The following is a 12,357-nucleotide window of genomic DNA, read 5'->3' as shown; positions in this document are numbered from 1 at the left end:
ACCTCTGTCCACCTGTAGCACCAGCAACGATATAGTCCGGGGGGACCTGGTTGAAGTACGAAGTATCAATCATCATTCCCACATATAACAAGGTCGGTTACACCAGGCGCTGCCTTGAAGCCCTTGCCACCAATACGCCCGACCATCTCTACGAGGTAATTATCGTGGACAATGGTTCAACCGATGCAACGCGCACACTGCTTAAGGATTTAGAAGGCGACGTAAAGGTTATCCTTAACCCCCAAAACCAGGGTTTTGCACGGGCTTGTAACACTGGTGCTCAGGTCGCGGAAGGGGAGTTTCTGTTATTCCTCAACAACGATACGGAGCCATTACCAGGCTGGCTCGAAAACCTGCTGAGAGTGGCAACCACGGAACACCAGCTCGGGGCCGTAGGCTGCAAACTCCTGTTCCCCGACAATACAGTGCAGCATGCCGGAGTCGTGATAGGTTTCGACGCGACGAGCGGCGGATTGGCCCCTTACCATCTTTACTATCGCTTCGACACCCTCCACCCCCTCGTGAATAAACCACGCGAGCTGCAGGCGGTGACCGGAGCATGCCTCCTTATCCCACGCAATGTGTTCTTTCAGGTCGGAGGATTCGACGAGCAGTTCTATAACGGGTACGAGGATGTGGACCTCTGCCTGCGTCTTCGGGAAAAGGGCTACCGGGTGGTCTACACGCCCTGGGCCCAGCTCATTCACCACGAATCCGTCAGCGGACCGGAACGGTTCCGCAAATTCAGGGAAAACCTCGACATCCTGAACGCCAGGTGGTCTGGACGGACATCACCGGATGATACGCGCATCTACCTTGAGGACGGCCTCATCGTCCGTTACGAACAACGGGAGGGAACCGTAACCAAGTCACTAGGACCTATCGGCGGCCTTCTTATTGTGCTGTCTGCGAACTCCCCGCCAACGCAGCATTGTTCCCGTGAACGACCATGGCCAACGAAAGTTATCATCGCACACGAAGACCTCCGGTCAGACACTGCTTCGCCGCCGAGTAAAGACAAAGGTCTCTGTAACCAAGGTTGCACACAACCAGGAACTGTTCCAAGTGCAGATCTTCCCAGAGCCATCTCCGCAGCCCTGGCTGGGTGCGATGCGGTCCTCTTCTGGAGCAGGCCAACCCGCGTACCCGATGACCTGATCCTCGAACTCTTGGCCAGCCTCACACTGGCTCCAAACATCGGCGCCATCGGGGCATGGGGAACCTGCCTGGTAAAACCTGACCTCGCCAGCCTTGTCGCGCATCTGTTCCTATCCGATCGGTGGGAACAACGTATGCTCGAGACAGTCAAAGGCCGGGGGTACAAAGCCCTAACTCTGGGCGACTCCTGTTGAAGTGAGCCCAATCACGTACCGGCGAACGGCATCTTGCCAGTCGGGAAGCAAGTGACCAATGGTCTCCCGCAACGGGAATGCGTCAAGGGCGGAGTTGCGCGGCCGAGCCGCCCGCCGGGGAAATTCACCGCTGGCCACGGGCTGAATCCGAACGGGCAGCCCTGCCAACGCGACGGCCAGGGAGGCTAACCCATAGCGGGTGACGGATCCGGAGTTGGTGATATGGTAAGTGCCGAAAGCCCGGGTGCGGACCAAATCCACCATGGCACCCGCCAGGTCTTCGGTGAACGTGGGACAACCCTGCTCGTCCTCCACCACCTGGATCGTCTCCCCGTCGCGTGCGAGCCTCAACATGGTGGCCACGAAGTTGTCGCCGCCCGGCCCAAAGAGCCAGCTGGTGCGGATAATGTAGGAACGGGGCAGTAGGGAGCGCACGTAGTACTCACCCCAGGCCTTGCTCCTGCCATATGTGTTAATGGGATCGCAGGGATCCCAGATGCTGTACGGTTCGCCCTTATTACCCGAGAACACGTAGTCGGTGCTGATGTGCACCAGCTGGGCACCGGCGTCGAGGCACGCCAGAGCCACGTTCCTTGCCCCGAGGGCATTTACCGACATGGCGAGGGCGGACTCTGATTCGGCCCTGTCCACGTCGGTGTAAGCGGCACAGTTCACCACCAACCCCGGTCTCAATTCGGTCGTTACCTTCCGGACCGCGCTGAGATCGGTCACATCAAGCGCCCCGTGATCCAGCGCCACGACATCAAAGCCCGCGGCAGAAAATGCTGCTACTACCGCCCGACCCAACATCCCTCGCGAACCGGTCACCATCACTTTCCCCATGGGCGCCTACCTCATCCTGGTGCTCCAGTCGAAGCCGATACCGGGATCGTCGTAGGGGATCCGCTTTTCGTCGGGGCACTCCCGGTCATACGACTCGGTCGTTACATAGAGCAGGATCGCCGGCTTCTCCCCCAGAGTCCTGTAACCGTGGGCCACGCCAGCGGGTATGAAGAGTGCCATGGGATTGTCCTCGCCCATGTAGAACACATCGGTTTGGCGGTAGGTCGGGGAGCCCTCCCTGAGGTCGTGGAGCACCACCTGGGCATTACCCACGGGAAAGAACCACAGGTCGTCCTGCCTTTCGTGATAGTGAAAAGCCTTGATCACCCCGGGGTAGGTCTTTGCCATGGAAAGCTGGCCGAAGCGGGGCAGGATCCCCTCATCAGCCCTGACCACTTCCTGGAAGAAGCCCCGGTCGTCCGCATGACGGACGAGTGGCTTCACCTTTACCCCTGCTATCACGCCCGATCCCTCCGTCCCGCACGCGTCTGTCCCCATCGGCGCCTGACCAGGACGGACGCACGCCTCATACCGCCACCTGTGCCTCGTCCCCAAGGAAAAGGCGCAGCGCAGGGTGCCGGTTGTCGGCGCGCACCACACGGGCGTTTCTCCCGATCAGGCTGTCTTCGATGGGGCCCACGTCCCTGAGTTCACAGCATTCCAGGACGACCGAGTGCTCGATAGAAACCCCTCGGAGTTTACTGCGGCCGCCGATGGCGGTAAACGGCCCCACAAAACAGTCCTCTAGCTCAGCCTCGGGCCCAATCACCGCCGGTCCCCGCACCACGCTGCGGCGGATGCGGGCACCCTCTCCCACCTCGACCCGCCCCACCACCTGGCTTTCCCCGTCCACGTCACCCCCGATGTGCCTCGACGCGTAATGGTCGAGCACGATGCGGTTGGCCTCCAGGAGATCATCCTTCTTGCCCGTATCCAGCCACCAGCCCTCCAGCTGCCGGGCCCGGACCTTTCCCCCCAGGTTGATCAGCTCCTGGATGGCATCGGTAATCTCAAGCTCCCCCCGCCATGAGGGCCCGATCCGGGAGATGGCCTCGTGGATGAGGGAGGAAAACACGTAGACCCCGACCAGGGCAAGCTCACTCGGGGGGTCGCGGGGCTTCTCCACCAGGCGGACCACCCGACCGCCCTCATCGACCACTGCCACGCCGAAGGCGCGCGGATCCGTGACCTGCTTCAACAACAGGGCCGCGTCCGCTGTCGTATCCCGGAATTCGCGCACCAGCGCGCTGACGCCGCCCTCGATGAGGTTATCCCCCAGGAACATCAAGAAGGGGTCCGAGCCCAGAAAGGGAGCAGCCGTCCTGACGGCGTGAGCCAGCCCGGCCGGGCGGTCCTGGACTATGTAACTGACCCGCACCCCCCAACGTGACCCATCGCCAAGGGACGCCCTCACCAGATCCCCGGTTTCCGGTGACACGATAACGCCCACTTCTCGCACACCGGCCTCGGCCACCTGCGAGATTACAAAATGGAGAATGGGCTTGTTCGCCACGGGGACCAACTGCTTGGGCATGGTGTAGGTGAGTGGCCGCAGCCGGGTGCCCTTCCCTCCCGCCAAAACCAGCCCCTTCACGTGGCTTCCCCCCAATGCCGCACGTAAACGGCTTCGTAATAATCGCGGTATGCCCCGCTCTTGACCCGCCTCCACCAGCCCTCGTTCCTCACATACCAGGCAATCACGTCGGGCAGGGACTCCTGGAGGGAACGGGTCGGAGTCCATCCCAACTCCCTTCTGATCCGGGAGGAATCAACCGCATAGCGGCAGTCGTGGCCCGGCCGGTCGGGCACATACTGTATCAGAGATTCGGGTTTATCCAGCAAGGAAAGGATGGTCCGAACGAGGTCGATGTTCCGCACCTCACATCCCGCGCCGATGTTGTAAATAGTCCCGGGCTTGCCCGCCTGGATGATGCGATCGAGAGCCCGGCAATGGTCCTCGACGTGTATCCAGTCCCGGATGTTCCGGCCATCCCCGTAAACCGGCACCGCGAGATCCTGGAGAGCGTTGGTGATGACCAGGGGGATGAGCTTCTCCGGAAACTGGTAGGGTCCAAAATTATTGCAGCAGCGGGTTACCACTACCGGTACGCGGTAAGTCCTCCACCAGGCCCGCGCCAGCAGGTCGGCAGACGCCTTGCTGGCGGCATACGGACTGTTGGGTGCCAGCGGGTTGCCCTCGCTGAAAGGGGGATCCTCCTCCCCGAGCGACCCGTAAACCTCGTCCGTTGACACCTGGATGAACAGGGCCACCCCGTGCCGCCTGGCAGCCTCAAGCAGCACCTGTGTCCCCAGCACATTGGTGCGCAAGAACGGGCTGGAATCCAGGATGCTGCGGTCCACGTGAGACTCGGCGGCAAAGTTCACCACTACGTCGAACGGCTGCGAAAAAAGCCCTTCCACCGCCGCGGGATCCGCTATATCTCCGCGCACGAACGAATATCGGGATTCGTCGATGCCGGCCAGGTTCTCCAGGTTCCCGGCGTATGTCAGTTTGTCGAAGTTGACCAGTTCCCAGTCGGAGTGGTGGGCGAGGCAGTACCGGATGAAGTTGCTGCCGATGAAGCCAGCACCCCCGGTGACGAGCACCCTCATTGCCCCCCGCCCCTTTCTTCCCCGGACAAGGACTGCAGCAACAGGGCTGCCACCCCTTCCACGGCTTCCCCGGTAAGCGCTCCTCCGGCGCATGCCTCCCGGTTGCTGGCAGCGGCGGCGTGCACTACCTCTTCACGCAGGATGGAAACGTCGCGGGGGGCATCGATGCCCAGGCGCACCTGGCCGTCGCGTACTTCCAGTACGGTTATGCGGACCGTATCGCCGATAAGGATGCTCTGGTGGAGCTTGCGGGCAAGGACCAGCACAACAATCGCCCTCCCTGGCTCTCGTACCGTCCCTGGCGAGATGACTCGCTCAACCGGTCCACTGCCTCCCAAAGGGGGTGGCGGAATGAGTAAGCTTCGTCCGAAAGTACTACCTGCCGCCCCAGCCGTGCATACGCATTGAGGGCAAGCGGCGCGCGCAGGTTAACCCAGGACTGCCGGGGGTCCTCCGGCACGGTGACGATGGCGTACAGAATGGGCCTGGCACCCGGAGAGAGCTGCAGGCAGGTGATCTCCCCTTCGGGCAGACAGGGATCGTAGCCGGGAGCCACCAGCCCGGCATCGACGATGACGAAGGCTACCTCGGGTTCGTTAAGGGATTGCAGCCACAGGAAGGGACGCGCCTTTTCGTCATCGATGAGCACAAACTCCCGCGAACGGGGGAACCCGGGCAGTGGCACCGGCCACCGCCACACCAGTTCCTCCGGAACCTTCAGGATACCGAATCTCCGGGTCAGCACTCGCATCCTTTGTCACCCCACGGGCAGCATCGTTTGTATACGCGCGCGATCCCCCTCCGACGGGCCAATGCTAGCGCAGGAAGTCGAGCAAGCTGGGCTGAATGATGCGGGCTCCTGCTTCCAGGGCAGCACGATAGGCGGCTTCCGTACTGGTGAGTCGCACGATTACTTCCGCCATGTCAGCATCCTCCGTCTCGGAGAGGAGGGCGGTGAGCTGGTAGACGCTATCCTGCAGGCGCGAACGGGTCATCTCCAGGCGATGGCCATCAGCTCCCACCTGGGCCCTTTCTTCAAGGATGCCGTCCAGGGCCCGGTCAAGCTGTGCCAGCACGTCGGATGAGAGAGGAGCGCCACCGATAGCGTCATCCAGTGCATCGAGGTAATTGGCCACCATCACGATCGCCTGCCGCATGGCACCGTCTCCCGGGCGGTTAACCGGGATGGTGGTACCCGGGGCAACCTCACGCAATATCGGGCTGCTGTCACCGTTGTAGTCCACAGGAGCGGCCGGGTCCCCTGTGAGGCTGAAGGGCGCGGTCAGGGTCTTCTGGCCCGCAAAGATGTACCTGTCGCCGTAAGAGGTGTTGCCAATCTCGATCAGTTGCTCGAGAAGGCGGGCGACCTCCGCGCGGGCAGCCTGGAGGGTGGATTGGGGCACCGTGCCCGCCGTGGACACGGCCAGCTCGCGCACCCTCTGCAGCACGTCGCCGGCCTGGCCCAGCGCCATGTCGGTCATGTCCATCCAGTTGCGGGCGTCGTCCACGTTGGCGAGGTAGCGGTTGATCCGGTTCAGTTCACTGCGCAGCCCCAGGGACCGCACCACGCCAACCGGGTCATCCGAAGGCTGCAGCAGCCTCTTCCCTGAAGATAGCTCGCGCTCGTAGCGGGCCAGGCGGGACCAGGTACTGCGCAGGTCCGCCAGCACCCCGTCGATCATCATCCCCGTCGTTACCCGCAACCCGGCACCCCCTTGACCGTGGCTACCCCCACGTTTGCCCGATCAGCCAACGCCCGGGCGCCCGCAAGCAATGGTCAGCGGCCGACCAGGCCGGTGTCCTGGATCAGGGAACGCAGCATCTCGTCCAGCGTGGTGACCACCCGTGCCGCGGCGGCATATGCATGCTGGTACCTTATGAGGTTGGTCACCTCTTCGTCCAGGGATACGCCCGTCACCGACTGGCGCTGGTGCTCCATCTGCTGCAACAGGACGCCCTGGTTCTCACTGAGCCTGGTCGCTTCCCGGGCCATGACGCCGATGGTCCCGATCACCGAGCGGAAGAAATCATCGATCGTGCCCTGGTCGATGATGTTCTGCCGCTGCAAGCCTGCTATCTTGAGGGCATTCTCCCCGTTGCCGGGGACGCCATCTGCCGTGGACGCGGCTATGTAACGCACGTCCTGCCTCACTTCATAGGCCAGGCCCATGTTGGCCGCGGTCGCATCGGGATCGAAGAAGTCATACCCGTGCGGGCTGGAAGAACCCAGGGGAAGGCCAAAGCCCTCCCGGTGCAACTCGTTCACCTGATCGCGGAGGGTGACGGCGAGTTCGTCCAGATCGGCCATCAGGCCGGGTACGATGTGTTCGCGCGCCTCCAGGTATCCCAGCAGTTCGCCGCCTCCCGGATTCACCGGCATGCCGGTATCCCACACCACCCGGCTCTGGTTGGGGGCAGCAGGGTTGGCCTGCACCTCCATCCGCGCCACCCGGAAGCGATCCACCAGCACCATGCCGCCCACCGCCACCGTGGCGACGCCCTGTTCGTCGAACTGCACCTGCAGGTCGGCAAGGCGCGCCATCTGCTCGATGAGCAGGTCCCGCCGGTCCAGGAGATCGTTGGGACTCTGCCGGTTGGCTGCCGACAGGGAAATCTGCTCGTTGAGGCTGGCCACCTGGCGGGCCAGGTTGTTGAGCTCATCCACCTTGATGGCGATGGACCGGTTCAGGTCGGCCTGCAGATCCCATAGCTGCCGGTGCAGATGGCGGAAGGTGTCGGCGAGCGCCTGCCCCTTCTGGCGGACCAGGGCGCGGGCGGCCAGGCTCTCCGGGTTGTTGGAGAGTTCCTGCCAGCTGGCCCAGAACTCGTCCAGTACCGTACGCAGCCCCGCGTCGGAGGGTTCGTTGAAAACGGCCTCTACCTTGGCCAGGGCATCCCGGCGCACTTCCCAGCGGCCCAGGAGTTGCAGGTCCGCGCGCACCTGGGCGTCCAGGAATAGGTCACGCACGCGCCGGACCTGGGCCAGCTGTACCCCCCGCCCCAGGTAGGTGCCCCAGGAAGCGCCCGGGACGGGCGCCAGCGCAGGGCGAGCCGGCTCGAGGACGGGCTGCTGGCGGGAAAACCCCGGCGTGTTGGCATTGGCCACGTTGTGGGCCACCACTTCCAGGGCTCTCTGGTTAGCCCGTAACGCCGACAGCGCGATATGTAATCCGTCGAAGGTGGAGGGCACCGCCGTCACTCCCTTACGCGTGGCGGTCAACCGCGCGGGGGACATCCCGGCGTCGGTGACCCATAGCACTGTACCCCGGACTGGCCCCACCCGGCAGGATGAGATCCAGAGTATGCCTTACCAGCGCCAGCGCCCGCTTGAGCAGGCGTGCGTTCTCCTGATTGACCTCGTGCAGGTCGGCGACCAGCCGCTCCAGCGAAGCCCTCAGGTCCGCCAGCCGGTCCGCCTCCTGCCACCCGTTATCGCGGCAGCGTTGCTGGATGCGGGTCAGGCTGAGGGATTCTACGGGGACGCCCCAGGTCCGGGCCACGGCCTCCGTCACCTCGGCCCGTTCTCCTTCCAGGAGGCCGGCGCGGTGCACAAGGGCCTGCTGCACTTCGAGCAGGGCTTCCAGGCCGCGCAGGTCACCTTTGACCACCAGCTCCTTCTGCCTGCGGCCCAGGCTGAGGAGGTCTGTGTACACCTCCTCGTGGGCTTTCAGCACCCCGATGAGACGGGACACGAGGGCCCTTTCCATGGCTGTTAACCTCGTCGCGGGCGCTCAGGACCTCACTGGAGCCGATCGGCCAGGTATCTGGCCACCATCTTCTCGGCCACGTCACCGGCGGGCACGTGATAAGTCCCCTCTTTCAGGGCCTCGGCCAGTCGCCGCACCACGTCCTCCCTAACCTCGGGCAATTGCCTTACCAGTTGCGCCAACCGGGCCAGCTCCTGCGCATCCGCAGAAAGCTCTACCCGGTCGCTCCGTGACCCTGGCCTGCGGGGAGCACCGGTCCGGGGCTCCGAGTCCACTCGCTCCAGGCGCTTTTGATACGCCTCGATAACGCTCTGGATCTGGCGGTTGGAAATCTTCATGAGGATATTCCTCCCGGAGGTCTCTACGAATATTTATCGTCCTGCTCGCGACGTCGCTTAACGAGGTCGGCCACGTGCATGCGGCCACGAGGCAGGTTCTCTCCCCGCGCCGGCGAGTTATCGGGGGCAGGCTCTTCTGGTACCCCCCCGCCTGCTGCACGCCCCACCTCCCTGGCCAGCTCCCGGGAACACTCCGGACACAGGTACCCTTCGTCGATGGGCGCCCCGCAACGCTGGCAGGCCAGGACACCCTTCAAACCTTCGGTCGCGATGAGGCGGCCCTGGCGCAGGAACGAGAGGATCAACTCCACGGGCGCGCCGGTTGCCTCTGCCACCTCCTCCAGAGTGGCACCCGGCGATTCCCGCAGGAAGCGACGGACCCGCTCGAACTGCTCCTCTTCCTCGGCTACGCAGGAAGGACAGATCTCCCTGCCCCCGAACACGAACACGCGCCCGCACCTGGGACAGTTACGGATGTCCTGCATGCCTGCCGACCCCTTGTCATCAACCTTCGCCGGGGACGGTGGCCAGTACCAGGCCGTCCACGCGCCCTGCCCCCGCCTGAAGCAGGGCCCAGGCGCAGTTAGCCAGGGTGGCCCCCGTGGTCATTACATCATCCACAACCGTTATCGTTGCTCCCCGCAAATCCATAAGGGGTTCGAATACACCGGCCAGGTTTTCCCACCTGCTGGCCCGGTCCAGCCCCGCCTGCCGCCGCCCGGGTCGCCTGCGGGCGAGCGCCCTGACCACCGGAACTCGCCATCGTCGCCCCGCCACGCGGGCCAGGTCTTCGGCCTGATTGAAGCCGCGCTGCCGGTAGCGTCCCGCACCCAACGGGACAGGCACCAGGAAGTCGGGCCGGGCAAGGGTCGCCAGGCCCACGCCCGCCATGATCTCACCCAGGGGAGCACCGAGCCAGCGCTCTCCCCCGTACTTGAACCGGCAGATAAGCTCGCGCAGGGCACCCCGATACAGGCCGACCGGCCGCACCTTATCCCAGGGTGCGGGGTACGACCCGCACTCCCGGCACAGCCCGGCCGGTCGTGACGACTCCGCCGCCCTGGCAGAAAAAGGCCCGGCGAGAGACGCCCGGCCCCAGGGCGCGTGGCTACCCGATGGGCCGGAGGGCCGGCCGCAGCAGGGGCAGGAATGCTCCAGCTCACGGCGCCAGCCCATGAGGCACGACGCACAGATATGGGCGGGGAATGGCCCCTCCCGGCCGCACACCAGGCAGCGGGCCGGCGGCGGGAAAACCAGGCGGTCAACCCCTTCCAGTAGGCGGCGGGCGGCCGCGTACCAGGGCTCCCGGTGCTCACCGCTCAGCGTGGGCACGACGGACACATCACCCGGTTGCCGCCCAAAGTCTTGGCCTCGTACATGGCCCGGTCAGCCGCCCGCACCAGGTCGGTGACGTCCTGGGCATCCTCGGGGAATACAGCCACTCCGATGCTGGCCGTTATCCGTAACGGGCCGGTCGGCCCCTGGAACGCGTGAGATTCCACCCGCGCCCGGATGCGTTCTGCCACCGCCAGTGCCTCCTCCCGGGAGGCGCCGGCCAGGATGACGGCGAATTCGTCACCCCCGTACCGGGTCGGGACATCTATTTCCCGGACGGCGGAACGCAGGGTCTGCCCGAATTCGCGCAGCAACTCGTCTCCCACCACGTGACCGTAGGTGTCGTTGTAGTGTCCCAGGTCGTCCAAATCCACGTACACCAGGGCCACCGTCTCACCCCGGGCGCGACACTGGCCTATGGTGTACTGCAACTGGTGGGTAAAATACCTGTGGTTGAACAGCCCGGTGAGGCCGTCGGTCACGGAAAGCTCCTCCGCCTTGCGGTACAGGGTGGCGTTCTGTACCGCCACCGCTGCCTGCGTCCCCAGTACCTCCAGGGCCTGCAACTCCTGGGGCGAGCAGGCGCGCGGCTCTGCCGAAGAAACCCACAGTATCCCCAGCAAGCCCTCATCCATCAGCAGCGGGACCACGGCCGCGCCCCGGGGTGGGACGGGGTCCTCCGGGTCGGCCTGCACCCACCCCGCCGCCAGGGCATCGTTCGTGACCACGGCCCGCCGCTCCGCGACCAGGCGTCCCAGAACCCCCTCGCCTGGGCGGAGGGAGGATAGAGAGAAACCGGCCGGATAAGGGTGGTCGAGACGGGCCAGTTGCAGGACACCGTCTTCGCTGCCCCCCAGGAAAATGGCACACACGTCACACTTGACCAGGCTGCGGATGGCTTGCATGAGCATGTCCAGGACACGCTCGCGTTCCAGGGTGGCATTCAGTTGCTGCCCCACCTGCTGGATCACGGTGAGCCGACGGTGGGCCGCTTGCAGTTCCAGGTGTAACCTCAAAATATACCCGACCGCCAGTACCGGGACGAACACCAGGACAGCCCAAGGGAGTCCCTGCAACCGGTAGGCGCTGGCGATGCTGACCCCCAGCGGGATCGTCACCAGGTAGTTAAGCGCGTCCCACGGCAGCGAGCCCCGGATCACCTCGAGGGCCTTCCGGGGCGCGCGCCTGATGTCCCCTGCATCCCGCCAGCCCGCATACCACGTGACCAGGAGGTGATTCACCAGGAAGTAAGTGAGAGCCAGGAACATCACCGCCGGACCCACGGTGCCACCTGCAGCCCGGTACACGAAGCCCGCCGCCAGACAGGCGAGGGCAAACTGCCCCATGTTGAACACAGCGATGAAGGCCGGACGCCGGCGGGGAAGAGCATTACCCAGCAGAGTGGATGCCATATTGACCCACGCGGCCTGGGCGGTGCCCAGCAGGAGAAAAGCGGGCAATACGGGAGCGAAGCTCAGGCTCAGGCGAAGCCCTGTGGGCAGGCGCACATCCAGGAACTCCGCCAGGGCACCCATGCCGATGAAAGAAAGCAACATTAGCGGGTCGGTGCCGGAGCTCGGTGCGGACACCACCACAGCCGCAGCAACCCCCCCGACGCCAACCGCCCAAGCATAGATCCGGTGCCCCGGCGCCCCGCCGGACAACCTGCGGTCAACTCCTCGCATTACATTTATCCTGTAATTCGCCAGCGGGAAAGAATATCCTGCTTTTGCCACCCAGAAATCTCCCCACCCCGCCCGGAAGCCGGCAGAGAGTTTTGCTCTCCCCCAGGGGCACCAGCAACACCGGTCGCCCCCGGTGGGCAGCTTCCTCCACGACCCGGCACCATTCCCCTCCCGTCTGTACAAACGGGACGCCCGTGTCCGAGAGCAACCGGCGGGCAATGACCGGGGTTTCGTCACGGGAGCCCGTGTCCAGGACCACCACATCCCAGTTCTGCCCGCTCGCCGACCAGGCCAGCAAGCGCAGCACGGCCCGCAATAAACCCTCCACAACCTCAGCCTGGTCGTGGATGAGCACCATGAGCAGAGGGTAGCCACCCTCCGGCCACCCCCTCGTCTCCCACCAGGCAACCACTGCCTGCCAGAAAACCAGACCCAAAACCGCCAGACCCGCGGCCACGAGCCACCACAAGCCCTCTCCCCCCTG

15 protein-coding genes are annotated in these 12,357 nt (G+C 64.5%); 1 reads left to right on the top strand and 14 read right to left on the bottom strand.

Annotation, left to right across the window (positions count from 1 at the left end; genetic code table 11):
* The first annotated feature begins 50 nt into the window (after positions 1 to 50).
* Positions 51 to 1,352, top strand: coding sequence for a glycosyltransferase family 2 protein (locus AB1446_08295; protein ID MEW6546900.1), 1,302 nt, complete (start codon positions 51 to 53; stop codon positions 1,350 to 1,352).
* On the opposite strand, the gene rfbD is transcribed toward AB1446_08295, so the two are convergent.
* The 14 genes from rfbD to AB1446_08225 all read right to left on the bottom strand — a co-directional run bounded on the left by rfbD (position 1,329) and on the right by AB1446_08225 (position 12,342).
* On the bottom strand, positions 1,329 to 2,195 hold the full coding sequence (gene rfbD, locus AB1446_08290) for a dTDP-4-dehydrorhamnose reductase (protein ID MEW6546899.1): 867 nt from the start codon (positions 2,193 to 2,195) through the stop codon (positions 1,329 to 1,331). The genes AB1446_08295 and rfbD overlap by 24 nt on opposite strands.
* A gap of 6 nt (positions 2,196 to 2,201) precedes the next feature.
* Positions 2,202 to 2,657 (bottom strand): dTDP-4-dehydrorhamnose 3,5-epimerase family protein, encoded by a 456-nt coding sequence (locus AB1446_08285; GenBank protein ID MEW6546898.1) that lies wholly within the window; start codon positions 2,655 to 2,657, stop codon positions 2,202 to 2,204.
* Between the two features lie 64 nt (positions 2,658 to 2,721).
* Positions 2,722 to 3,789 carry a glucose-1-phosphate thymidylyltransferase gene (locus tag AB1446_08280; GenBank protein ID MEW6546897.1) on the bottom strand — a complete coding sequence of 356 codons (1,068 nt, stop codon included), beginning with the start codon at positions 3,787 to 3,789 and terminating at the stop codon, positions 2,722 to 2,724.
* Positions 3,786 to 4,808: a dTDP-glucose 4,6-dehydratase gene (rfbB, locus tag AB1446_08275; protein ID MEW6546896.1), complete on the bottom strand. Its 1,023-nt coding sequence runs from the start codon at positions 4,806 to 4,808 to the stop codon at positions 3,786 to 3,788. The genes AB1446_08280 and rfbB overlap by 4 nt, the downstream gene beginning before the upstream one ends.
* Positions 4,805 to 5,074, bottom strand: coding sequence for a carbon storage regulator CsrA (gene csrA, locus AB1446_08270; GenBank protein MEW6546895.1), 270 nt, complete (start codon positions 5,072 to 5,074; stop codon positions 4,805 to 4,807). The genes rfbB and csrA overlap by 4 nt, the downstream gene beginning before the upstream one ends.
* Complete coding sequence (gene fliW, locus AB1446_08265) at positions 5,014 to 5,559, bottom strand: flagellar assembly protein FliW (GenBank protein MEW6546894.1); 546 nt, start codon at positions 5,557 to 5,559, stop codon at positions 5,014 to 5,016. The genes csrA and fliW overlap by 61 nt, the downstream gene beginning before the upstream one ends.
* A gap of 64 nt (positions 5,560 to 5,623) precedes the next feature.
* Positions 5,624 to 6,511 (bottom strand): flagellar hook-associated protein FlgL, encoded by an 888-nt coding sequence (flgL, locus tag AB1446_08260; protein ID MEW6546893.1) that lies wholly within the window; start codon positions 6,509 to 6,511, stop codon positions 5,624 to 5,626.
* 74 nt (positions 6,512 to 6,585) lie between these two features.
* Positions 6,586 to 8,028, bottom strand: coding sequence for a flagellar hook-associated protein FlgK (gene flgK / locus AB1446_08255; protein ID MEW6546892.1), 1,443 nt, complete (start codon positions 8,026 to 8,028; stop codon positions 6,586 to 6,588).
* A complete protein-coding gene (locus AB1446_08250) occupies positions 8,012 to 8,515 on the bottom strand; it encodes a flagellar protein FlgN (GenBank protein ID MEW6546891.1) in 504 nt (167 codons plus the stop codon). The genes flgK and AB1446_08250 overlap by 17 nt, the downstream gene beginning before the upstream one ends.
* Positions 8,516 to 8,547: 32 nt before the next feature.
* The gene (gene flgM, locus AB1446_08245) at positions 8,548 to 8,853 is read right to left on the bottom strand and encodes a flagellar biosynthesis anti-sigma factor FlgM (protein MEW6546890.1); all 306 of its coding nucleotides are present in this window, start codon (positions 8,851 to 8,853) and stop codon (positions 8,548 to 8,550) included.
* A 23-nt stretch (positions 8,854 to 8,876) separates the two neighbouring features.
* Complete coding sequence (locus tag AB1446_08240) at positions 8,877 to 9,338, bottom strand: MerR family transcriptional regulator (protein ID MEW6546889.1); 462 nt, start codon at positions 9,336 to 9,338, stop codon at positions 8,877 to 8,879.
* A gap of 19 nt (positions 9,339 to 9,357) precedes the next feature.
* The gene (locus AB1446_08235; protein ID MEW6546888.1) at positions 9,358 to 10,185 is read right to left on the bottom strand and encodes a ComF family protein; all 828 of its coding nucleotides are present in this window, start codon (positions 10,183 to 10,185) and stop codon (positions 9,358 to 9,360) included.
* Positions 10,173 to 11,777 carry a diguanylate cyclase gene (locus AB1446_08230; protein ID MEW6546887.1) on the bottom strand — a complete coding sequence of 535 codons (1,605 nt, stop codon included), beginning with the start codon at positions 11,775 to 11,777 and terminating at the stop codon, positions 10,173 to 10,175. The genes AB1446_08235 and AB1446_08230 overlap by 13 nt, the downstream gene beginning before the upstream one ends.
* Before the next feature lie 82 nt (positions 11,778 to 11,859).
* Positions 11,860 to 12,342, bottom strand: coding sequence for a hypothetical protein (locus tag AB1446_08225; GenBank protein ID MEW6546886.1), 483 nt, complete (start codon positions 12,340 to 12,342; stop codon positions 11,860 to 11,862).
* Between the last annotated feature and the right edge of the window lie 15 nt (positions 12,343 to 12,357).

It is taken from the genome of Bacillota bacterium, from assembly GCA_040757085.1.
Taxonomy (GTDB): Bacteria; Bacillota; Sulfobacillia; order JACIYH01; family JACIYH01; genus JACIYH01.
The sequence above is the reverse complement of the archived record's forward strand: the minus strand, read 5'-3'. Positions and strand labels throughout refer to the sequence as shown.